Below are 22,163 nucleotides of genomic sequence, written 5' to 3'. Positions count from 1 at the left end.
GGTGATTCTTCTAATATTCTATTTTACGTTTAAATGGAGGTAGTGAGTCGATTAAGGCTTGTCCGTATCGCTTAGTGACTAGGCGTCGATCAAGAATCGTTACTCTACCAGAATCTCTCTCTTTACGCAGTAAGCGACCTACGCTCTGGATCAGCTTTTTGCTTGCGTCAGGTACAGTTATTTGCATAAACGGGTTTCCTCCTTTTTTCTCGATGTATTCGGAGTGAGCCTGCTCAACAGGGGAGGTTGGAACACCAAATGGAATTTTTGTAATCACCAAGTTTTCAAGTAATTCGCCAGGTAAATCTAGCCCCTCAGAGAAACTGCCAGTACCAAATAAGATGCTGGTTTTATTTGATTCTATTAGCTTTTTATGTTTTTTTAGAATTTCTTGACGTGAGATTTCACCTTGAACTTGCAACGCCCAGCCTTTTTTTATGAACTCCGAAGAGAGTGCCTTCGCGACTTGGTTCATCTGCCAATAGGATGAGAATAATACTAAGTTGGCTTTCTTGTCTTCCAAGTACTTAGGCAAGATCTCAATAAGATATTCAGTAAATTGAGGCGCTGGTGGTTCATATTTCATCGCAGGGATGAGTAATTCTGCCTGGTTTTGGTAATCGAATGGTGACGCAAGCGCTAAAAACTGTGTGCCTGATTCTGGCTTGCCATCAATACCAACCTGATGGCAAAAGTAATGGAAGGAGTTTAATGCACGCATCGTTGCGGAAACCAAAATGGCGCCAATACATCTGCTCCAAATCTGTTGGTCGAGTTGCCATCCAATTTCAAGTGGCGAAACACTCACAATGAAATCACCCTCGCGATCGGGGTGGGTTTCTAACCAGCGAGCTAAAGGCGCACCTTTTTCACGAGCTGGTTCAGCCATTAAATGCCATACTTGCGCTAGGTTTTCTAACCTTTGAATGTAGAAACCGAGCTCTGCAAGCGCTGGTTCAGCCAACCTTGTCGCAAGCTCCCCGTCTTTTACTCTTTCCGCAATAAGATCGGCAATTTTTGCCACACTCTGATTTGCTTTTTTACTGAACTGTTTTAGTTCTTTGGATTGGTTCTCTAGCCACTCCGGTAGTTCACCGTGTTCGAAGCGGTAGATACCCTCTTCAAATTGAGCTGGGTCGAACTGTTTGGGCAATTGAGTCAGTGCCGGTATCAAGTTCTGAACCGCGTCTTGAAGGTCATTGCGAAATCGAGCTACGCGTTTCTCGTCTGCGAGTGATGAAAACTTACTAATCGACTGATTTAACTTCTCAAGCCATGCTGCCGCACCTTTTAAACTCGCAGATGCTGAAGCATGGTCACGAGCGACGTGAGGTAAGTGATGTGCCTCGTCGAAGACGTATATCGTGTTTTCTGGCTCAGGTAAAATCACGCCGCCACCTAAATCTGCGTCTGCCATGACGAGAGAGTGGTTAGCAATGATGACATCGTTTTTATCCAACTCTGAGCGCGCTTTTTGGAATGGGCAGCCGCGGTGGCCTGGTAAACTGTTATTGCAACTGTGTTTATCACTGACAATCAGTTGCCAAAGCTTATCATCGATGGTTTTAGGCCAAGAATCACGGTCACCGTCCCATTTCCCTTGCGCAAGAGAGCGATGCATTGTTTCCAACAGCTCTATATCTTTTTGCTTAGGTTTGGTTTCAAACATGGCTAACTGGCCACCATCAGCACCGCTAGCAGTGGCGAGCTTTTCAGCGCAACAATAGCGTTGACGGCCTTTTGCCAAAATAAAAGAAAACTCGCGGTCAGTAATCCGACGAAAAAGAGGGAGGTCTTTATTTATGAGCTGCTCTTGCAGAGCGACGGTCGCCGTTGAGATAACCACTTTTCTATTATTATGTACAGCCACGGGAATGGTCGCCATTAGATAGGAGAGCGATTTACCAATTCCAGTCCCTGCTTCTGCAACGAGTATTCGGTTAGATTTGTGATACTGACCGCACAGCGTTTTTGCAATCTCTGCAACAAGGTAGTTTTGTGCTCTTCTAGGCACAAAGTTATCAAGTTGATCTTGAAGGTTTTGATAGCTATTACGAATCGATTTTTGAATGTTACTGGTCAGCATACGGGCCTCAAATGCGTTGGAGGCGAATAGTAGCACACATCACTAGTTGTACAGTAGTTCACAAAACGGAATGCTTTTATAAGGAATGTAGATCTCCTTCACAAAAAAATATTGAACCTTATCTTAATGAAATTAATTTCATTATATGAAAAATATAAAACTCCAACTTGGTCTGATTTGTGGGTTTTTATTCTTTTTTTTGTTTTTTTAAATTTACTTATTGGATTAAAAAACCATTTGTTAATAATTTTGTAAATTACAAATAATAATGGAGATTGGTTAGATGTTCGTCGAATAAATAAAGGTAAACTTATCAAGTTATTGTTTTATAATGGTATTTTGTTTTTTTTACATTGGTATTTAGAAAATTTGACAGCCAGAATAATCTTTTGCACTCTTAGCTCCAGATTTTGAGGAGGTGCTGTATAACGTTTTGTTAACGCTCTACCTCAAACATATAAAAAAAGGGAACCGGACAAGGATATCCCGAACTAAGAAAAGGCAGTGGATTAATTATGAAAAAAACTCTATTAGCACTAGCTGTAGTTGCGTCTGCAACTTCAGTGAACGCAGCTGAAGTATTCAAATCTGAAGAAGGTTCTGTAGATTTCTACGGTCAGCTACGTCCAACTCTTCTATTCACAGAAAAAACTGATCACACAGCAGAGCTAAACACTAGCTCTTCTCGTACTGGTGTGAACGCGGTTTACGTTGTTGACGAAAGCCTAAAAGTTCTGGGTGAAGTTGAAATCGGTGTTGCTCTAGGTGACAACTACGACGCAGGTGCTGATTCAAGCGAGCGTACAGATGACTCTGTATACGTACGTCGCCACATCATCGGTTTTGATATGGGTGATATGGGTACTCTTCGCTTCGGTAAAGAAGGTACTTGGGCTGATGACGTATACTTCGCAGATTACTCTTACTTCTTCGGTGGTAACGCAGCGGAAACTGCATACGGTCACGCTTGGAACAACGATTCTCAAATCAAATACGCTTACGAAAATGACGCGTTCTGGCTAAAAGCTGGTTACGCGCTAGGCGAAAAAGATTCTAACGAAGAAGTACTAGAAGTATTCGTTGGTAAATCTTTCAACGACCTATCTCTACACGCTGGTGTACTTACTGCGAACAACGACATCAACGTAACTAAAGAGAAAAAACTAGTTCTTAATGGTGTAGAGCAAACAGTTTCTCACACAGAGCGTACTGATAACGAAAACCTATCTTTTGAAGTAACTGCTGAGTACGCACTAAACGAGCACACTCTAGGTGCTACGTACTACTACAACGAAAACGAAGATAAGCTAGGTAAATCAACAGTTGATTCACACTACATCGTTGTAGCTGGTATGTTCGCTGTTGCTCCTAAAACAACTCTATACTCTGGTTACGAGTACCTAGCTCAGTCTACTGACGAAGCAGGTAAAGTAGACGCAGACTCTTCTTGGTTCTACGCTGGTGTTGAATACAAGTTCTCTAAATGGGCACGTGTATTCGCAGAAGCGGGTTACACTTTCGAAGGTACTGACTTCGACAACAAAGACACAGACGACGCAACTAACTTCGGTGTTGGTGCTCGTTTCTACTGGTAATCAATACCCAGTTTGATATTGTAAGACCCAGCTATATGCTGGGTCTTTTACTATGAAGATAAGGATGAAAAATTCTATGCAGTTATCATTAAAAGTGGCAATGGCACTGTCTATTTTTGCCAGTACAAACCTCTACGCTGCAGCGACTTTAGTGGTTCCAGAAGACGTGAAGTTATTGGCCGTCAACATGGAGAAGCCAGATCTAGAAGGTGGTCTTTTTTCTAGTGAGAAGACAATCGAACTACCTGACGGAACGAATCAAATTGTCTTCAAATATCAACCTACATTCGAAATTAACGAAAACCTTAAGACGGTTTACAGTGATGTAATCGTTGCTAAATTTGATGCTGAAAACGAAAAGCTAACGTTTGAACTGCCAGAGTTTAAAACTCTTCGCCAAGCGCAAAACAACATCTCGCCTCTAGATTGGCAATTACTGGATACCAAAGGCCAACCTATTGCTTTGGTCGAAGATGTATTAGAGTCAGATGGTGTTCAAATTGGTCGTAATTACCCTCAAGAATCTCGTAACTACAATATTGCTGGCGGTATCGCGAGTGTTGCCGTTAGTTATGTAACTGTGAATCAGCATCAACAATCAGTAAGTGATATCGAGCCTCGAGTTGAGACTAGTGATACCCGTTCAACAGCCGCATCGAACGACAGCCCAATGGTTGATGTATTAAAGACTATGTACCAGAAAGCGTCTCCGGCGGAAAAAGAGGCATTTAAAAACTGGCTTGCTGAGCAGTAATCCCTTAGTTCATTAGATAGGGCTTAACTGAAAAAGTACGAATCTAAAAAGCAGGCTTTAAGCCTGCTTTTATCTTTTCTGCTTATTAGAGAGAGATTTCTCTCCATTCACCAGGCATTAGGTCGTTAAGGACGATATCACCCATCGAATGACGAATGAGGCGCAAAGTAGGGAAGCCAATGTGCGCAGTCATGCGACGCACCTGACGATTTCTTCCTTCGATAATGGTAATGGCTAACCAAGTGGTAGGGATATTTGCGCGAAAACGAACCGGAGGCGTTCTGTCCCAGACTTGTGGTTCTGGAATAACTTCAACTTCGGCTGGTAGAGTCATACCATCTTTTAGCTCTACTCCCTTCCTCAATTTTTCAAGATCTTGCTCCTGAGGAGCGCCATCGACTTGAACCCAATAAGTCTTCGGCGATTTTGACTTTGGCTGCGTTAACTTCGCCTGCAAGATGCCATCGTTAGTGAGTACCATCAAACCTTCGCTGTCTCGGTCCAATCGGCCAGCCGCATAGACATTTTTGATTGGGATATAGTCCGCTAACGTTTTGCGACCATCGCCATCGGTAAATTGACTGAGCGTATCGTAAGGCTTATTGAAAATAATGACTTTACGTTCTTTAGGGGCCACTTTTGGCTTTTGGCTTTTTGTTGGGCGATTAGGGCGGCGGTCTTGCTGAGTACGAGTCTTCGAACCATTGCGAGCTCCTGAGTGTTTAAAATGGCCCGTTTTAGACTGGTTACGACTGCGACCTTTTTCCTGACCTGTACGAGATGACATGTTAACTACCCTGCAAAAATGTAAATGAACTGTGTTTGAAAGTTTTAAGTTTTCTCATGATCGGATATGATTTGCGCGCCTAAAACTAACAAACGCGCACAGAATGATAGACTAATTCGTGTTATTTGTTTAATTATATCAGTGCACTCATGGATTCAGAGCTTAGAGCTTCAAACTACAACAAAGAGTGCGAACCGCATGTGGCGTTAGTGAGGAGACATGTACTGCTAACGTGCAGCAATGCGTCAATTAAACCAACTCAGACGCTGAGTTGATCAGCCAACAAGTTGATTAAAAAATAGGGAAATTTCATGCCTACAGAAAAACCTACAATTATCTACACCATCACTGATGAAGCGCCGGCGCTAGCAACTTATTCATTACTACCAATCATTCAATCATTCACAGCATCGTCTGGCATCAATGTAGATACTCGTGATATTTCACTAGCAGGTCGAATTATCGCTAACTTCCCAGAGCATCTAAAAGAAGAACAGCGCATTGGCGATGCGTTGACTGAGCTTGGTGAACTAGCTCAAACTCCAGAAGCAAATATCATCAAGCTACCTAACATTTCAGCTTCAGTTCCTCAGCTTAAAGCGGCGATTAAAGAGCTTCAGGCGAAAGGTTACGATTTACCAAACTACCCAGAAGAGCCGAGCACGTACGAAGAGAAAGCGATTAAAGCGGCTTACGACAAAATCAAAGGTAGTGCGGTTAACCCAGTACTTCGTGAAGGTAACTCAGACCGTCGTGCTCCGACTTCGGTTAAGAACTATGCGAAGAAAAACCCACACTCAATGGGTGCATGGTCAGCAGAATCTAAGTCTCATGTTGCGAGCATGTCAGACAATGATTTCTTTGGTAGCGAAAAGTCTACAACTATCTCTGGTGCAACAGAGGTCAAAATCGAGTTTGTCGGTAATGATGGTACAGTTAAAGAGCTTAAGTCTGCATTCCCATTACTAGATAAAGAAGTCATTGATACTTCAGTAATGAAGAAGAAGGCGTTGGTTGAATTTTTCGAGAAAGAGATTGCTGAAGCGAAAGCACAAGACGTGCTGCTGTCTCTTCATATGAAAGCGACGATGATGAAAGTTTCTGACCCTGTCATTTTCGGCCATGCCGTAAAAGTTTACTACAAAGACGTTTTCGATAAGTACGGTAAGCTGTTTGAAGAGCTAGGCGTTGATGTAAACAATGGCATCGGTGATGTTTACTCAAAAATTGAGTCTCTACCTGAAGCGCAAAAAGCAGAAATTGAAGCGGCCATTCAAGCGGTTTACCAAACTCAACCAGAACTTGCGATGGTTGACTCTGATCGTGGTATCACAAACTTACATGTACCAAGTGACATTATTGTAGATGCTTCTATGCCAGCAATGCTTCGCTCTTCGGGTCAAATGTGGGGACCAGATGGTAAACAAAAAGACACCAAAGCGATGATTCCAGATCGTAGCTACGCAGGTATTTACCAAGCGGTTATTGATTTCTGTAAAGAGCACGGCGCATTTGATCCAACCACTATGGGTAGCGTACCTAACGTTGGTCTAATGGCTCAGAAAGCTGAAGAGTATGGTTCTCACGACAAGACATTCATTCTAGACGCTGCGGGTACTGTTCGCGTTGTTGATGCTTCAGGTAACGTACTGTTAGAGCAAGCGGTTGAAGAAGGTGATATCTTCCGTATGTGTCAGGTTAAAGACGCACCAATCCAAGATTGGGTTAAACTAGCAGTGACTCGCGCACGTGCAACAGGTGTTCCAGCTGTATTCTGGCTAGATGAAAACCGCGCGCACGATGCTGAGCTCATCAAGAAAGTAAACGCCTACCTACCAGATCACGATACTGACGGTCTAGAGATTAAGATCCTATCTCCTGTTGAAGCTTGTAAGTACTCACTAGAGCGTATGAAAGCGGGCCTAGATACTATCTCTGTTACAGGTAATGTTCTTCGTGACTACCTAACAGACTTGTTCCCAATTCTAGAGTTAGGTACGTCTGCTAAGATGCTATCTATTGTTCCATTGATGAATGGTGGTGGTCTATTTGAAACAGGCGCTGGTGGTTCTGCTCCTAAGCACGTTCAACAAGTAGAAAAAGAGAATCACCTTCGTTGGGATTCTTTGGGCGAGTTCCTAGCGCTTGCAGCTTCGTTAGAGCATTTAAGTGTAGCGACAAACAATCCTAAGGCTCAGGTTCTCGCAGATACACTAGATAAAGCGACCGGTGAGTTTTTAGACACCAACAAATCTCCGTCACGCAAAGTGGGTGAGCTAGATAACCGTGGAAGCCACTTCTATCTCGCACTTTACTGGGCGAAAGCGCTTTCAGAGCAAACGGATGATGCGGATCTTGCTGCTGAATTTGCACCAATTGCAAAAGCGCTGTCAGAGCAGGAAGAAACGATCGTTGCTGAGCTAAATAATGCGCAAGGCGTGAAAGGTGAGCTAGGAGGTTACTACTTACTAGACGATGCATTGGTTTCTAAATTGATGCGTCCAAGCGAAACCTTTAACGCAATCATTAACAAGTAAGTTAGTGTAAAAACACGTCGTTTTCGACGTGTTTCCTATCCTGTAAGTGCGTTGTAAGTGTTCCTTTTGTAACGCGTGCTCTAAATAGTAAGAAACCCGCTATCTTGGCGGGTTTATTTTTCTCTTCAAAACATCAACGTGGCGTTTCGAGAGCAATATTTTTATATTTCGACAGCGCTCTAATTATTTGGCTTGGCCTTCAAGAGGCACGACGCTACTCGCGTGACAGCCTTTGGGACCTTTTTCAATCTCGTAAGAGACTTGTTGGCCTGCTTTCAGTGTACGATAACCGTCCATCTGGATAGTTGAGTAGTGGGCAAAGATATCTCCCTCTTCTTCATCTGAACAAATAAACCCAAATCCTTTGGCATTGTTAAACCACTTTACTGTACCTGTAGCCATGCTTTACATCCCTCATGCATTTTTTACTGATGTTGTTACTGCAACCAAGTTATACCTTTAACTTGGTACTACCATTGTCAGCGAATGCCAACAAACGTCAAATCAATGATAAGTCACATTCATCAAACCACTTAAAGAAGAGAGGTTTCAAAATGATGATTTATGCATCGACACTTTCCACTGTAGTCAATGAATTTCGACAGTCAATAGCAGTGAGCAACAAACAGAAACATAATTGAAAACAAATCACTTTTGAGATTAACAAATTTGCAAACAGTTTTTCGTATATACGCAGAAGTTTAGTCAATTTGCCTATGAAGTGGCTCATACTGAAAAAGCCATACTGTCCGTGTTGCTTATGGGAGAAGAATCCTCTGACTGAATAAAAAATGAAGTTTTCGTGATAATTACCGTATTCTCAATGAGGAAGTGTGATCCAGATAGAAGATGATGGGGTGGTTTGCAATAGTCCGAGAGCAATAAATAGAAAGTTCTTTTATAAGAAAAAATGTGTAACTTATCGACAAGCATCTTTTATTTGCGCCGTATCAAGACGTGCATTAGTCTCTATATTAGGTAGCAACTTTTATCGATCAAAGATCGAATTCGGTGCCATAACTCACTACACCGCGCTGCATGCTTGTGGTAGATTGTTTTTATAGGTCGAAAACATCAACCCTTTGATACGATATCTTTAGATTGCCATGAGTAAAAATTTTGAATGGGTCACTCCGGACTCTGATCTTCTGGAGCGAGAAAGTACGAAAGTCCAGCCACCTAAGCTGTACAATGTCGTGCTCAATAATGATGACTATACACCTATGGATTTCGTCATAGAGGTGCTTGAGCGATTTTTCTCACATGATATTGATAAAGCAACTCAAATCATGCTTCAGGTCCACTATGAAGGAAAGGCAATCTGCGGCACATACAGCGCAGAAATTGCCGAGACAAAAGTAGCGCAAGTTACGATGTACGCAAGGGAAAATGAACATCCGCTACTTTGCACTATGGAGCAAGCGTAAACAAAGAAGACTTGCTCGAACAACCCCAGTTGTTTTTTCGGGAGGTACTTATGCTAAATAAAGAACTAGAGTCAAGCCTTAACGGTGCATTTGCTCGGGCGCGAGATAAACGCCACGAGTTTATGACTGTCGAACACCTCCTACTTGCATTGTTGGAAAATGATGCAGCTAAGGAAGCCCTTCTAGCTTGTAAGGCGGATCTTGACGCTTTACGCAACGAACTCGATATTTTCATCGATCAAACTACGCCTCTTATCCCAGATAGTGATGAGACGCGTGAAACGCAGCCGACTTTGAGTTTTCAACGTGTACTACAACGCGCCGTCTTTCATGTACAGTCGTCTGGTCGTAATGAAGTAACAGGCGCCAACGTGCTTGTTGCTATCTTCAGTGAGCAAGAGTCGCATGCCGCTTACCTTCTGAAGAAAAATGACATCTCCCGATTAGATATTGTTAACTTCATCTCCCACGGTATTACTAAAGCATCAGGTGCAGGTGAGGATTCATCATCAGACTCGTTTAGCTCAGAAAGTGTTGAAGAGCCTAATTCTGAAGAACGCTTAGAAAGCTTTGCGACGAATCTTAATCAAGTCGCTAAAGATGGAAACATCGACCCACTCATTGGACGTGATAAAGAGTTAGAGCGCACTATTCAGGTACTTTGTCGACGCCGCAAGAATAATCCACTACTAGTGGGTGAGGCAGGGGTTGGTAAAACAGCCATAGCGGAAGGTCTTGCATGGAGAATTGTCGAAGGGCAGGTCCCTGAGGTTATTCAAAACAGCGTGATTTATTCACTAGATATTGGCTCTTTGCTCGCTGGTACCAAATACCGCGGTGATTTTGAAAAGCGCTTCAAGGCGATTTTGAAACAACTTGAAAAAGAAGAAGATGCCATTTTGTTCATCGATGAAATACATACCATCATCGGTGCAGGCGCGGCATCTGGTGGTCAAGTCGATGCAGCAAATCTTATTAAGCCTCTTTTAAGTAGCGGTAAGTTGCGTTGTATTGGTTCGACGACATACCAAGAATACAGCAACATTTTCGAGAAAGAGCGTGCGTTGTCTCGCCGCTTCCAAAAGATAGACGTTGTAGAGCCCTCATTGGATGATACAACTAAAATCTTGATGGGCTTGAAGCCGAAGTACGAAGCTCACCATGAAGTACGTTATACCAATAAAGCACTGCGTGCCGCGGTAGAACTGTCGGCTAAATACATTAATGAACGCCATCTACCAGATAAGGCCATTGATGTCATTGATGAAGCTGGTGCTCGTAGTCGTCTTGCTCCTGCAAGCCGTCGTAAAAAAACGGTCGGAGTGGCTGATATCGAATCAATGGTTGCCAAAATGGCGCGAATTCCAGAGAAGTCGGTTTCTTCTTCAGATAAAGACATTTTGAAAAACTTAGATAGCAAAATGAAGATGTTGGTATTCGGTCAAGATAATGCGATTGATGCATTGTCCGAGGCGATCAAGCTGACACGTGCAGGTTTAGGTGTAGACAACAAACCTGTTGGTTCATTCTTGTTTGCAGGCCCAACAGGGGTTGGTAAAACAGAGGTGACGGTGCAGTTATCTAAGCTTCTAGGTATCGAGCTACTTCGTTTTGATATGTCTGAGTATGGTGAGCGTCACTCCGTAAGTCGCTTAATTGGTGCGCCTCCTGGTTATGTCGGTTATGACCAAGGTGGTTTGCTAACCGATGCTGTTATTAAGCATCCACACTCGGTCGTATTACTTGATGAGATTGAAAAAGCGCACCCTGATATCTTTAACCTGTTGTTGCAAGTCATGGATAACGGTACGCTAACGGACAACAATGGTCGCAAAGCAGACTTCCGTAATGTCATTCTTGTTATGACAACTAACGCAGGTGTGGCGGAAACCGAGAAGAAATCAATTGGTTTGATTCAACAAGACAACAGTCACGATGCAATGGCGGAAATTAAGAAGGTGTTTACTCCTGAGTTCCGTAACCGTCTTGATAACATCATCTGGTTTAACAGCCTTGATGAAAGCGTTATCCATCAAGTGGTTGATAAGTTCATTGTTGAACTGCAAGTGCAACTTGATGCGAGAGGCGTTTCAATGGAAGTATCGCAAGACGCTCGCCATTGGTTAGCACATAAAGGTTATGACAAAGCTATGGGGGCTCGTCCAATGGGGCGTGTTATCCAAGAACAGCTTAAGAAGCCTTTGGCTAACGAACTGTTGTTTGGATCTTTAGTTGACGGCGGTACAGTGAAAGTAACGCTGGTCAACGATACGCTTGAGTTTGAATACTTAAGTGAGAAAGAGACAGCGATGCATTAATCGTTAGTCGGTAACAAACGCAAAAGCGCACGAGAAGATCGTGCGCTTTTTTATCTGAACTAAATCGGAAAAAATTGTGCAATAAAAAACGGAGCAGCTTGCTCCGTTTTTTATTGCATCCGAAAATCAGAGATTAACGAGCGCGGAAGACGATGCGGCCTTTTGACAGGTCGTATGGAGTCATCTCTACAGTTACTTTGTCACCCGTTAGGATACGGATGTAGTTCTTACGCATCTTGCCAGAGATGTGAGCAGTCACAACGTGACCGTTTTCAAGTTCAACACGGAACATAGTGTTTGGTAGAGTGTCAAGGACAGTGCCTTGCATCTCGATTACGTCTTCTTTAGCCATTTAATCCTCTTTAGAAATTAGGCAATATTAGCGGGCTATATTCTGCCGCTAAATAGTAATTATGTAAAGTTGAGGCGTATTCTACCCTCGCCAACGCTGATTTACTAGCCTTTGGTGGCGTTGAAAGCGTGTTTTGTAGCTCATTGCTGGGCACTCATCAATCTGATATCCCAAATATAGCCACTGTTGTTTGTTTTCTTGGCAGTATTTAATTTGATAAAGCACTGCTAACGTGCCAAGAGATAACTCGTAGTCAGGGTCAAAGAAAGTATAAAAAGCACTCGAGCATTGTGGCATCAAATCTGTCACCGCAATGGCGAGCAATTGATCTGATTCATCGTAAATGTGTAAAAACGACGTTGTCAGCCAGCTAGTTTGAGCAAATCGAGCAAACTCATCACGCTTTGGTGGGTACATAGTGCCGTTTTTATGCCGTTTGCAGATGTACCGACTGTAAAGCTCAAACCATTCCTCATCCATTTCAGGTTTCATTTCCCAGCGTAAAGACTGTGCTTTATTAAGCAGCCTCTTCTGACTTTTTGATAATCTAACGTCTGGAATCGAGACTCGAATTGGCTGGCAAGCGGTGCAATGCTCGCAATGCGGTTTATATATGGTATCTCCGCTACGACGAAAACCGTTAGCCATGAGCAACTGGTAATTTTCTTCAGTATGCAGCCTTTCATCAAGCGCCACCGCAACCCGCTCTTGCCGTTCAGGCAAATAACTACAAGGGTGATTATTCGTCAACCCTATTCGAATATGTTGTATATCCGTACTCATACTGAATCCTGCAAAACTTGGGGCTGATAGGCATCAAATAGTGTTTGCTTTTCTCTTAAAGATAGTAGTTTTTGCATAAATTCGTCACGCTCAAGTTCAAATGCGCCAAGTGATGCCAAGTGAGAATTCATAACTTGGCAATCGATTAATTGACCTTGCTTTGACGCCAAATGGTTGCATAAGTACCACAATGCAATTTTGGATGCGTTATCTTTTAGGCTAAACATCGACTCCCCGCAAAAAAGTTGGCCCACGCAGATGCCATATAGTCCGCCAATCAGGTTGTTGTCATGCCATACTTCTACAGAGTGACAGTGACCAAGTTTGGCTAACTCAATGTAGGAAGCTTGCATTTCCTCGTTGAGCCATGTTTCCTCTGCAGGGCGTGTTGAAGAACATAGTCTAATCACTTCTTCTGTCGCGAAATTGAGTGTTACTTTATAGTTATGTTTACGCTGAAATTTTTTGAGACTTTTAGATGGCTTAAACTGCAATGGGTCAAACACAGCGCGCGGAGAAGGGCTCCACCATAAAATAGGTTCACCAGGACCATACCAAGGGAAAATGCCTTGATAATAACCATTGAGGATTCTCATGGGGTTTAAGTCACCACCAAAAGCCAGCAAGCCATTGGGGTCGCTGAGTGCTTTATAGGGTGAGGGAAAGTTGAACGTTTCATCGAGTTCAGTTAAATAAATAGCCATAAGAAGTCGTTACCAACATTGGAGTCAGAGGAGTTTATGATGACCTGGTTAAGAAATATCGTAAAAGTATGGCTTGGGATCATACTGTTTTTACCACTTGTCGCCAACGCAGCCTATGAAAGAAATGTTGCCAAGCCAGTTAATGAAGTAGTTTACGGGAAGATTGACTCTGTCCGTTATATTACTCAACAAGAGGTTGTTCAATCGAAAAGTAACGGTTGGAAGACACTACTTGGTGCCACTATCGGTGGTTTAGTCGGTAATCAATTTGGTGGCGGTACGGGAAGAGAAGTCGCGACGGCAGTGGGTGCGCTTGCAGGTGCCGCAGTTGCTCAAAACCAAAGTAATTACCAATACACGGTTGAATATAAGTTAGTTGAGCTACTCATCAAAGTGAAGGGTGATAAGCTAATTAATGTCATCCAAGATGTTGATAAAAATATGTTATTTAGTCGAGGGGATGAAGTTCGTATTTTATATTTTGATGATGGAGTCAGGGTTGATATCACTTATTAACCCTAGGTTGTTTTAGCCTAACGAAGCCTAATCAGGCATGTACAGTCGGGCTGGCTTATCGTCAAATAAAGTCGAAATAGTTTGCTGTTTCGCCGTGCTTCTTTCGCTCTGATTTACATCGCTGGCAATGCCTTTAATTCTGTATCTTTAGGCTGCTTGAGGATATTCATAAATTAGCACCGATTTACTCTGGTTTTGTCGTGTTTTTTTGGGTAGTCTGAATTCACGAAGAATTGTTTAGCCCTCATAAAAAATCGTATGTTGAGGGCACAAAGGATTATCAACTTTTAATGGAAAGCCTAACGTTACAACCTATCAATAAAATTCAAGGGGAAGTGAACCTTCCTGGCTCTAAAAGCGTTTCTAATCGAGCTCTTTTACTTGCTGCTCTTGCTAAAGGCAGAACTCGCCTTACTAATCTCCTCGACAGTGATGATATCCGTCATATGCTGAATGCGCTGACTAAACTAGGCGTTCAATACCAACTTTCCGAAGATAAAACAGAATGTCTCGTTGAAGGCCTTGGGCGTCCGTTTTCTGTCTCAGAGCCGGTAGAGTTATTTCTCGGCAATGCTGGCACTGCGATGCGACCATTAGCTGCGGCTCTTTGTCTTGGAGAAGGGGAGTATGTACTGACGGGCGAACCTCGTATGAAAGAGCGTCCAATTGGTCACCTTGTCACGGCACTGAAAGATGCTGGTGCGAACGTTGAGTACATGGAAAACGAGAACTTTCCGCCTCTCAAAATAATTGGTACTGGCCTAAAAGCAGGTACAGTTTCTATCGATGGGTCCATTTCAAGTCAGTTCTTGACCGCTTTCTTAATGTCTGCGCCATTGGCTGAAGGTGAAATTCGCATCAACATTGAAGGCGATTTGGTTTCTAAGCCTTATATCGATATCACCCTGCATATCATGAAGCAGTTTGGAGTCGATGTGATCAACAACGACTATCAAGAGTTTGTGATCCCAGCCGGTCAGCAATACATCGCTCCAGGTGATTTCTTGGTTGAAGGTGACGCGTCTTCTGCTTCTTACTTCTTGGCGGCGGCAGCCATCAAAGGTGGAGAAGTTAAAGTCACGGGTATCGGTAAAAACAGCATTCAAGGTGATATTCAATTTGCTGATGCGCTTGAAAAAATGGGTGCAGAAATTGAATGGGGTGATGACTACGTAATTTCACGTGTTGGTCAATTAAAAGGCATTGATATGGATTACAACCATATCCCTGATGCTGCAATGACCATCGCGACAACAGCGTTATTTGCCGAAGGCACTACCGCTATTCGTAACGTTTATAACTGGCGTGTAAAAGAAACAGACCGTTTGTCAGCTATGGCGACTGAGTTACGTAAAGTTGGTGCGGAAGTGGAAGAAGGGGAAGACTACATCATCGTCAAACCTGTCTCTCAGTTAAAGCATGCAGCGATTGATACTTACGATGATCATCGTATGGCGATGTGTTTTTCGCTGGTGGCACTTAGTGATACGCCTGTGACGATTAACGATCCAAAGTGTACGTCGAAAACGTTCCCTGACTACTTCGACAAACTTAAGGCTTTGAGCTGCTAAATATTCTGACCTGAAACAGGAAAGCCAGAGTGAATAACACTCTGGCTTTTTTGTTTCCCAATACTATTTAACCAGCGTAAATTCCTTAGAAAGGTGATGCGCTAAGTATTTGAACATATTGAATACTGCAGTCGTATTTGAAGTTGGTAAACCTTTGTCATCAAGGAAGTATTCACCTTTAAAAACTAAAACACCTTCTTTTTCTTCTACACTTGTTGCTCGCATTCCCTCGATGTAATCATCGTGCTCTTGGATGATTTGGTTAGCGATCAAAAGAAGGTCGAACTCTTCGATAAACGTTCTATCAGACATATTCTTTCTACCATCCTATTCAGTTAAGAACGCTGAGTATACCTACAACTAAAATGGGTTTGCATGATTAATTCAGTCAATCGTTCAGTAAGACTAAACAGATCAATTTTTAGAGTATAAGCATGATGCGGAGGAAGATGGCAGAGCATTGAACCAAACTATTTTGTGATGGGTAACAAAATTTATTGCATTGGATTAGCGGATGCTAAGTTTGCCTGTTTAGATATGCCGCTCAATACCTTTCAGAACCCTGTCTCTTTGAAGTATAAAGACGATGAATTGTCAACCAATCGGATCTGAATTTCAAAAAAGCAGTTGATCTTCTTTTCATCTCGCACAATAGTAAAAAAAGAAGCAATGAAATAGAACATTATGCGGGTGGCCTTTAAACAAGGCTTCTACCCGCATTATTATGAAGGACGTTAGAGTCAGTTATGGGTAAATCACTCGTTATAGTGGAGTCACCAGCCAAGGCAAAGACGATAAATAAGTACCTTGGTAAAGACTTTATTGTTAAGTCTAGTGTTGGTCATGTGCGTGATCTGCCTACGGCCGGTCAAAGCACTGGTGAGAAAAAAGCCGCAGCCATCTCAACTAAAGGGATGAGTCCGGAAGAGAAAGCGCGCGTTAAAAAAGAGAAAGACCGCAAAGCGTTGATCAAAAAGATGGGGATTAACCCATATCATGACTGGGAAGCGAATTACCAAATCCTTCCAGGCAAAGAAAAAGTTGTCAACGAACTACAAAAACTCGCCAAAGACGCAGATTGCGTTTATCTCGCAACCGATTTGGACCGCGAAGGGGAAGCAATCGCATGGCACCTTCGTGAGATCATCGGTGGCGATGAAGAGCGATACAAACGTGTAGTTTTTAACGAAATTACGAAAAACGCGATCCAACAAGCTTTCCAGACACCTGGCGAGCTGAACATGGATGGTGTAAATGCCCAACAAGCACGTCGCTTCATGGACCGTGTCGTTGGTTTTATGGTTTCACCTTTACTTTGGAAAAAAGTAGCTCGTGGCTTATCTGCTGGTCGAGTGCAGTCTGTTGCGGTGAAATTGTTAGTTGAGCGTGAGCGTGAGATTAACGCGTTTGTACCAGAAGAATTCTGGGACATTCATGCGAATACGAAAACGAAAGACAAAGCGGACTTTAAACTGCTTGTTGCGCAGAAAGACGGTTCTGCGTTTAAGCCAGTTAATGAGGCAGAAACCAAAGCAGCGATGTCTGTACTTGAGAATGCAAGTTACGAAGTATGTAAGCGTGAAGACCGTCCTACAAAGAGCAAGCCTTCAGCACCTTACATCACCTCTACGCTTCAACAGGCAGCGAGTACACGTCTGGGCTACGGCGTGAAAAAGACCATGATGCTAGCTCAGCGCCTCTATGAGGCCGGTTACATCACTTACATGCGTACTGACTCGACTAACCTAAGTGCCGAGGCTGTGGACGCTGTACGTGACTTTATTGGTTCTGAGTTTGGTGATAAGTACCTGCCAGCGAAACCATTGACGTACGGTAGCAAAGAAGGGGCACAGGAAGCGCACGAAGCGATCCGTCCTTCAAATGTGGGTGTTAAGGCGGAAGACCTGCAAGGTGTCGATGCTGATGCGCACAAACTTTACGCTTTGATTTGGAATCAGTTTGTAGCGTGTCAAATGACGCCAGCAGAATACGATTCAACAACCATCAGTGTAAAAGCGGCAGAATACACGCTTAAAGCGAAAGGCCGTATCCTTAAATTTGACGGCTGGACTCGTGTACAGCGTCCAATGGGCAAAAACGAGGATACAATCCTTCCTGCGGTACAACTTGGCGATAAGCTAAGCTTAGAGTCACTTGACCCTAAACAGCACTTTACAAAGCCACCTGCGCGCTACACTGAAGCAGCACTGGTTAAAGAGCTGGAGAAACGAGGTATTGGTCGTCCGTCGACTTACGCATCGATCATTTCTACGATTCAAGATCGTGGCTACGTGAAAGTTGATCAGCGCCGTTTCTACGCTGAAAAAATGGGTGAAATTGTTACTGACCGCCTTGATGACAGCTTTAACGATTTGATGAACTACGACTTTACTGCGCGTATGGAACAGAAATTGGACCAAATCGCTGAAGGTGAAGTGAACTGGAAAGCTGTGTTAGACAACTTCTTTGCTGATTTTACTGGCGATCTTGAAAAAGCGGAGCTGGATGAGTCAGAAGGCGGTATGAAGTTAAACCACATCGTCATGACGGATATCGAGTGTCCGACGTGTAGCCGTCCAATGGGCATCCGTACTGCTTCGACAGGTGTGTTCTTAGGCTGTTCAGGTTACGCGTTACCACCAAAAGAGCGTTGTAAGACAACCATCAACTTGGGTGACGAAGAAGGTATTATTAACGTTCTAGAAGAAGACGTTGAAACCGCAGCTCTTCGTGCTAAAAAGCGTTGTCCGATCTGTGAAACAGCGATGGACGCATACCTGATTGATGACAAGCGTAAGATGCATGTTTGTGGTAATAACCCGAATTGTGAAGGCTACCTTGTTGAATACGGCGAGTTCAAAGTAAAAGGCTACGATGGTCCAGTTGTTGAGTGTGACAAATGTGGCTCTGATATGGTGCTTAAGAACGGTCGCTTTGGTAAATACATGGATTGTACGAGCGAAACGTGTAAGAACACTCGTAAGATTCTTAAGAATGGCGAAGTCGCGCCACCGAAAGAAGATCCTGTTCATTTCCCCGAGTTGCCATGTGAAAACTCAGATGCGTATTTCGTACTTCGTGATGGTGCTTCAGGTCTATTTATGGCGGCAAGCAACTTCCCGAAATCGCGCGAGACACGTGCTCCTTTGGTTGCTGAACTGGCACGTTTTGAAGAGCGTTTACCTGAGAAGTTCAAATACCTAGCGACCGCACCGCAAGAAGATCCTGATGGTCGTCCTGCAGTCGTACGCTTTAGTCGCAAAACAAAAGAGAACTACGTTCGTTCGGAAGAGAATGGCAAACCATCTGGTTGGACAGCGCTCTTTGTTGACGGTAAGTGGGAAGTCACTGATAAGCGTAAAAAAGCGAAAGCATAATAACGTACGATCTAAGTAATGTAAAAAGGCAGCGATATCGCTGCCTTTTTTGCGTTTTGTTTTTGCGTAAAGGCCACTGTGTTGTTCGTATAGATCTTTGCTGCTTTGACTGAGTTTTGCTGACGCGAGAAGATCCCAGCATCAATATTTCGTAGTCGCTGATGTATTTTTTATGTAAAAAATATTCGTTGTAACTTTCATTTTGCATTCACATATTTGTTATACATTGGGCTAAAAAATCGGTGGTGTAGTGAATCCGTTCGTAAATTGTTTTCACAATGTAATCGTTTGCTTTTCCATGTGTGATCTAGATATCGTCTTGAGTACGCAAGAGCTGTATGGTACACAGAATGGCGTATTAAAAATTGTAATTTAGAACCCGCTTAGATAATTTATTACAAAAATTAGTGCAACTGTGTGCATTGTTTGCGTCAAAAAATAAGGAAAGAGTGGACGTTGCATACTGGAAGTGCCGTAGCTTTTTTATCCGTGTTGTAAGAGTTCACAGAAACTCAGAGACGGTTGCTAAATGTATTCGCTTGACTCCCCGAGTATGACTCATTCAAGCGAGTACCAAATCCAAGCTATAACGATATGGAGAACAACAAATGGCTGGTGTTTTGGGAATGATTCTTGCTGGTGGTGAAGGCTCTCGTTTGAGACCTTTAACGGAATCTCGCAGTAAACCTTCGGTACCGTTTGGTGGTAGTTATCGATTGATCGATTTTGCTCTAAACAATTTTGTTAATGCGGATCTGATGCGCATTTACGTCCTAACCCAATTTAAATCTCAATCTTTATTCCATCACTTAAAAAAGGGGTGGAACATCAACGGCATTACAGACCGCTTTATCGATCCTATTCCCGCTCAAATGCGTACTGGTAAACGTTGGTACGAAGGGACGGCGGACGCGATCTATCAAAACCTGCGTTTTATGGAATTAGAGGAACCAGAGCAAGTTTGTATTTTTGGCTCTGACCATATCTATAAGATGGATATCAAACAAATGCTGAACTTCCACTCAGAAAAGCAGGCTTCTCTGACGGTATCTGCATTGCGCATGCCACTAAAAGAGGCGTCGCAATTTGGGGTTATCGAAGTGGATAGTGAAGGTCGTATGATTGGCTTTGAAGAAAAACCAGCAAATCCAAAGTCGATTCCTGGTGACCCTGATTACGCTTTAGTTTCAATGGGTAACTATGTTTTTGAAGCTCAGGTACTGTTCTCAGAGTTGGTCGAAGATGCGGATAATGAAGCTTCATCACATGATTTTGGAAAGGACATCATTCCAAAGATGTTCCCTAGAGGTGATGTGTTCGTGTATGACTTCAGTACCAACAAAATCAGTGGCGAAAAAGAAGAGGTGTACTGGCGTGATGTCGGAACTATTGATGCGTACTGGCAAGCGCATATGGATCTGCTAGAAAAAGATGCTCCATTTTCGCTGTACAACCGTAAATGGCCATTGCACACCTACTACCCACCATTGCCACCTGCGACATTTACCGACTCTGATAATGGTCGTGTGCAGATAATCGATAGTTTAGTGTGTAATGGCAGCTATGTTAGAGGCTCAAGAATCGAAAAGTCGGTGCTTGGTTTTCGCAGTAATATTGCTTCTGCTTGCGATATCAGCGAATGTATACTTCTTGGTGACGTAAAAATTGGCGAAGGCTGTGTTTTACGTCGTGTGATTGTCGACAAGGATGCCGATATTGCTCCTGGTACTCAGATTGGTGTGAATCTTCAAGAAGATAAAAAACACTTCCACGTGTCTGAGGAGGGCATTGTTGTTATTCCGAAAGGAGCTCGAGTTGGCTACTAACAACTTATCTATTCTGTTTGTAGCTTCTGAGGTTGAAGGCCTCATTAAAAGTGGTGGCTTGGCAGATGTTGCCAAGGCACTACCGGAAGCCCTTCAAAACCTACAGCAAGACGTAAGAATTACCATCCCTGCGTACAGTAGTATTGATAAACTCGCAGACGCAGAAGTTGTATTAGAAACAGAATTAACATCATGGCCGCATACGGAGTATCGAGTTTTGCGGCTCATGTTAGGTCAAAATCCTGTTTACCTGATTGATTGTCCGCCGTATTTCAATCGACCATCAATGTATGCGGAGAACAACCAAGCGTATACTGATAACGGCGAGCGCTTTGCGTTTTTTAGTGCAGCATGTCTCGATATGTTACCCAAGCTCGCCTTTCAACCTAATATCATACACGCGAACGATTGGCACACAGGTCTTGTTCCATTTTTGCTCAAGCACAGGTATGGCAATGATCCGTTTTTTGCTCATACTAAAAGCGTCATTTCAATTCACAATGCGGTCTTTAAAGGCGTATTTAGTTATGAAGACGTGCAGTGTTTGCCAGAGTTTCATTGTAGAAACGTTCCCGATGCTGCGGTGAGTGCAACGCATATTACGATGCTTAAAGCTGGTGTAATGAATGCAGATAAGATAAACGCGGTTAGCCCTACGTACGCAGAGGAACTAAAAACAGAGCTTGGCAGTCACGGCATGGCTTGGGAGTTTCAGCAACGTGCGCAGGACTTAGTCGGCATCTTGAATGGTTGTGATTACAGCGCTTGGAATCCGGAAACTGATACCTACTTGCCGGTTAATTACTGCGCCGACCAGCAAAGTATGTCGCAAGGGAAGAAAGCTTGTAAAAAAGCATTACAACAACGACTAAATTTGCCCGAAAAAAATGTAGCTATGTTCGGTATGGTTTGTCGGTTGACCCAGCAGAAAGGCGTTCATTACTTGTTGCCTGCTTTGGCCGATTTTTTGAAGCACGATGTTCAGCTAGTTGTCGTTGGGACCGGAGACCCTGTTCTTGCCGCTCAGTTACGAGAGGTTGCCGCGCAGTTTTCTAGCAAATTTGCCTTTGTAGAAGCGTATGACAATGAACTTGCGCATATCGTTGAAGCTGGTTCTGATTTCTTCTTGATGCCTTCTGAGTTTGAACCATGTGGCTTAAACCAAATCTATAGTATGGCTTATGGGACATTACCGATAGTACGCGGTGTTGGTGGCTTAAAGGACAGCGTTAGCGATTATGATGTAAACCCATCTGAAGCAACGGGGTTTGTTTTTTTCGAACCGACACCGCAGGCATTGTTGTTAACGATGCTAAGGGCACTGTTGCTCTACGCTCAAAACGAGCCTGAAGTGAATAAAGTACAGTTGCACGCGATGCAACAAGACTTTTGTTGGCAAAAGGCCGCAGAATCTTATTTGCAGCTTTACCACTCAGCGTTAGTTTGACTTAAAATTGTAACGAAAGGCACCGAATGAGGTGCCTTTATTATCTTGAGTAAGGGGAGTGTGGTAGGATGGCTTTTTACTCA

General features: G+C 43.2%; 17 protein-coding genes. 10 read left to right on the top strand and 7 right to left on the bottom strand.

All coding sequences use genetic code 11. From position 1 onward, the window contains the following. Window positions 1–10 precede the first annotated feature (10 nt). The gene (dinG, locus tag J4N40_RS11480; protein WP_250654251.1) at window positions 11–2,086 is read right to left on the bottom strand and encodes an ATP-dependent DNA helicase DinG; all 2,076 of its coding nucleotides are present in this window, start codon (window positions 2,084–2,086) and stop codon (window positions 11–13) included. A 515-nt stretch (window positions 2,087–2,601) separates the two neighbouring features. Here dinG and J4N40_RS11475 point away from each other — a divergent pair. Then, window positions 2,602–3,681, top strand: coding sequence for a porin (locus J4N40_RS11475; RefSeq protein WP_005378424.1), 1,080 nt, complete (start codon window positions 2,602–2,604; stop codon window positions 3,679–3,681). Window positions 3,682–3,757: 76 nt separating this feature from the next. Further along, window positions 3,758–4,435 carry a DUF2057 family protein gene (locus J4N40_RS11470; RefSeq protein WP_213910982.1) on the top strand — a complete coding sequence of 226 codons (678 nt, stop codon included), beginning with the start codon at window positions 3,758–3,760 and terminating at the stop codon, window positions 4,433–4,435. A gap of 85 nt (window positions 4,436–4,520) precedes the next feature. On the opposite strand, the gene J4N40_RS11465 is transcribed toward J4N40_RS11470, so the two are convergent. Beyond that, window positions 4,521–5,222 (bottom strand): pseudouridine synthase, encoded by a 702-nt coding sequence (locus tag J4N40_RS11465; protein ID WP_206957394.1) that lies wholly within the window; start codon window positions 5,220–5,222, stop codon window positions 4,521–4,523. A gap of 311 nt (window positions 5,223–5,533) precedes the next feature. Here J4N40_RS11465 and J4N40_RS11460 point away from each other — a divergent pair, with 311 nt between their 5' ends. Further along, entirely contained in the window at window positions 5,534–7,759 is a 2,226-nt protein-coding gene (locus J4N40_RS11460) for an NADP-dependent isocitrate dehydrogenase (protein ID WP_005378404.1), read from the top strand. Between the two features lie 183 nt (window positions 7,760–7,942). Here J4N40_RS11460 and cspD read toward each other — a convergent pair whose 3' ends face one another. After that, entirely contained in the window at window positions 7,943–8,161 is a 219-nt protein-coding gene (gene cspD / locus J4N40_RS11455) for a cold shock domain-containing protein CspD (protein ID WP_005378407.1), read from the bottom strand. Window positions 8,162–8,865: 704 nt separating this feature from the next. Between cspD and clpS the strand changes: the two genes are divergently transcribed. Beyond that, complete coding sequence (gene clpS / locus J4N40_RS11450) at window positions 8,866–9,186, top strand: ATP-dependent Clp protease adapter ClpS (protein ID WP_005378419.1); 321 nt, start codon at window positions 8,866–8,868, stop codon at window positions 9,184–9,186. 50 nt (window positions 9,187–9,236) lie between these two features. Then, window positions 9,237–11,504: an ATP-dependent Clp protease ATP-binding subunit ClpA gene (gene clpA, locus J4N40_RS11445; RefSeq protein ID WP_005387879.1), complete on the top strand. Its 2,268-nt coding sequence runs from the start codon at window positions 9,237–9,239 to the stop codon at window positions 11,502–11,504. 133 nt (window positions 11,505–11,637) lie between these two features. Here clpA and infA read toward each other — a convergent pair whose 3' ends face one another. From infA to aat, 3 genes are all read right to left on the bottom strand, one after another. Further along, window positions 11,638–11,856, bottom strand: a complete 219-nt coding sequence (gene infA, locus J4N40_RS11440) for a translation initiation factor IF-1 (RefSeq protein ID WP_001040192.1) — start codon at window positions 11,854–11,856, stop codon at window positions 11,638–11,640. 81 nt (window positions 11,857–11,937) lie between these two features. Continuing rightward, a complete protein-coding gene (locus J4N40_RS11435; RefSeq protein WP_005378346.1) occupies window positions 11,938–12,639 on the bottom strand; it encodes an arginyltransferase in 702 nt (233 codons plus the stop codon). After that, entirely contained in the window at window positions 12,636–13,343 is a 708-nt protein-coding gene (aat, locus tag J4N40_RS11430; RefSeq protein WP_005387881.1) for a leucyl/phenylalanyl-tRNA--protein transferase, read from the bottom strand. Before aat ends, J4N40_RS11435 begins: the two co-directional genes overlap by 4 nt. Before the next feature lie 39 nt (window positions 13,344–13,382). Here aat and J4N40_RS11425 point away from each other — a divergent pair, with 39 nt between their 5' ends. Both J4N40_RS11425 and aroA read left to right on the top strand, forming a co-directional pair. After that, window positions 13,383–13,859 carry an outer membrane lipoprotein gene (locus J4N40_RS11425; RefSeq protein WP_005378348.1) on the top strand — a complete coding sequence of 159 codons (477 nt, stop codon included), beginning with the start codon at window positions 13,383–13,385 and terminating at the stop codon, window positions 13,857–13,859. 290 nt (window positions 13,860–14,149) lie between these two features. Further along, window positions 14,150–15,430 (top strand): 3-phosphoshikimate 1-carboxyvinyltransferase, encoded by a 1,281-nt coding sequence (gene aroA / locus J4N40_RS11420; protein WP_005387883.1) that lies wholly within the window; start codon window positions 14,150–14,152, stop codon window positions 15,428–15,430. Between the two features lie 63 nt (window positions 15,431–15,493). Here aroA and J4N40_RS11415 read toward each other — a convergent pair whose 3' ends face one another. Beyond that, window positions 15,494–15,742, bottom strand: coding sequence for a YciN family protein (locus J4N40_RS11415; protein WP_005387884.1), 249 nt, complete (start codon window positions 15,740–15,742; stop codon window positions 15,494–15,496). Between the two features lie 434 nt (window positions 15,743–16,176). On the opposite strand from J4N40_RS11415, the gene topA reads away from it, so the two are divergent. From topA to glgA, 3 genes are all read left to right on the top strand, one after another. Further along, window positions 16,177–18,807: a type I DNA topoisomerase gene (gene topA / locus J4N40_RS11410; protein ID WP_005378351.1), complete on the top strand. Its 2,631-nt coding sequence runs from the start codon at window positions 16,177–16,179 to the stop codon at window positions 18,805–18,807. 608 nt (window positions 18,808–19,415) lie between these two features. Further along, window positions 19,416–20,633: a glucose-1-phosphate adenylyltransferase gene (gene glgC / locus J4N40_RS11405; protein WP_017634726.1), complete on the top strand. Its 1,218-nt coding sequence runs from the start codon at window positions 19,416–19,418 to the stop codon at window positions 20,631–20,633. Beyond that, complete coding sequence (gene glgA, locus J4N40_RS11400) at window positions 20,623–22,080, top strand: glycogen synthase GlgA (RefSeq protein WP_017820031.1); 1,458 nt, start codon at window positions 20,623–20,625, stop codon at window positions 22,078–22,080. The genes glgC and glgA overlap by 11 nt, the downstream gene beginning before the upstream one ends. Window positions 22,081–22,163 lie beyond the last annotated feature (83 nt).

The organism is Vibrio sp. SCSIO 43097, from assembly GCF_023650755.1.
In the GTDB taxonomy this organism is placed as follows: domain Bacteria; phylum Pseudomonadota; class Gammaproteobacteria; order Enterobacterales; family Vibrionaceae; genus Vibrio; species Vibrio alginolyticus.
This window is presented reverse-complemented; position numbering and strand designations above follow the sequence as displayed.

Bases quoted from the DNA above. Each gene is read 5' to 3' on its own strand.
- dinG (WP_250654251.1), bottom strand. From the start codon at position 2,086: ATGCTGACCAGTAACATTCAAAAATCGATTCGTAATAGCTATCAAAAC.
- J4N40_RS11475 (WP_005378424.1), top strand. From the start codon at position 2,602: ATGAAAAAAACTCTATTAGCACTAGCTGTAGTTGCGTCTGCAACTTCA.
- J4N40_RS11470 (WP_213910982.1), top strand. From the start codon at position 3,758: ATGCAGTTATCATTAAAAGTGGCAATGGCACTGTCTATTTTTGCCAGT.
- J4N40_RS11465 (WP_206957394.1), bottom strand. From the start codon at position 5,222: ATGTCATCTCGTACAGGTCAGGAAAAAGGTCGCAGTCGTAACCAGTCT.
- J4N40_RS11460 (WP_005378404.1), top strand. From the start codon at position 5,534: ATGCCTACAGAAAAACCTACAATTATCTACACCATCACTGATGAAGCG.
- cspD (WP_005378407.1), bottom strand. From the start codon at position 8,161: ATGGCTACAGGTACAGTAAAGTGGTTTAACAATGCCAAAGGATTTGGG.
- clpS (WP_005378419.1), top strand. From the start codon at position 8,866: ATGAGTAAAAATTTTGAATGGGTCACTCCGGACTCTGATCTTCTGGAG.
- clpA (WP_005387879.1), top strand. From the start codon at position 9,237: ATGCTAAATAAAGAACTAGAGTCAAGCCTTAACGGTGCATTTGCTCGG.
- infA (WP_001040192.1), bottom strand. From the start codon at position 11,856: ATGGCTAAAGAAGACGTAATCGAGATGCAAGGCACTGTCCTTGACACT.
- J4N40_RS11435 (WP_005378346.1), bottom strand. From the start codon at position 12,639: ATGAGTACGGATATACAACATATTCGAATAGGGTTGACGAATAATCAC.
- aat (WP_005387881.1), bottom strand. From the start codon at position 13,343: ATGGCTATTTATTTAACTGAACTCGATGAAACGTTCAACTTTCCCTCA.
- J4N40_RS11425 (WP_005378348.1), top strand. From the start codon at position 13,383: ATGACCTGGTTAAGAAATATCGTAAAAGTATGGCTTGGGATCATACTG.
- aroA (WP_005387883.1), top strand. From the start codon at position 14,150: ATGGAAAGCCTAACGTTACAACCTATCAATAAAATTCAAGGGGAAGTG.
- J4N40_RS11415 (WP_005387884.1), bottom strand. From the start codon at position 15,742: ATGTCTGATAGAACGTTTATCGAAGAGTTCGACCTTCTTTTGATCGCT.
- topA (WP_005378351.1), top strand. From the start codon at position 16,177: ATGGGTAAATCACTCGTTATAGTGGAGTCACCAGCCAAGGCAAAGACG.
- glgC (WP_017634726.1), top strand. From the start codon at position 19,416: ATGGCTGGTGTTTTGGGAATGATTCTTGCTGGTGGTGAAGGCTCTCGT.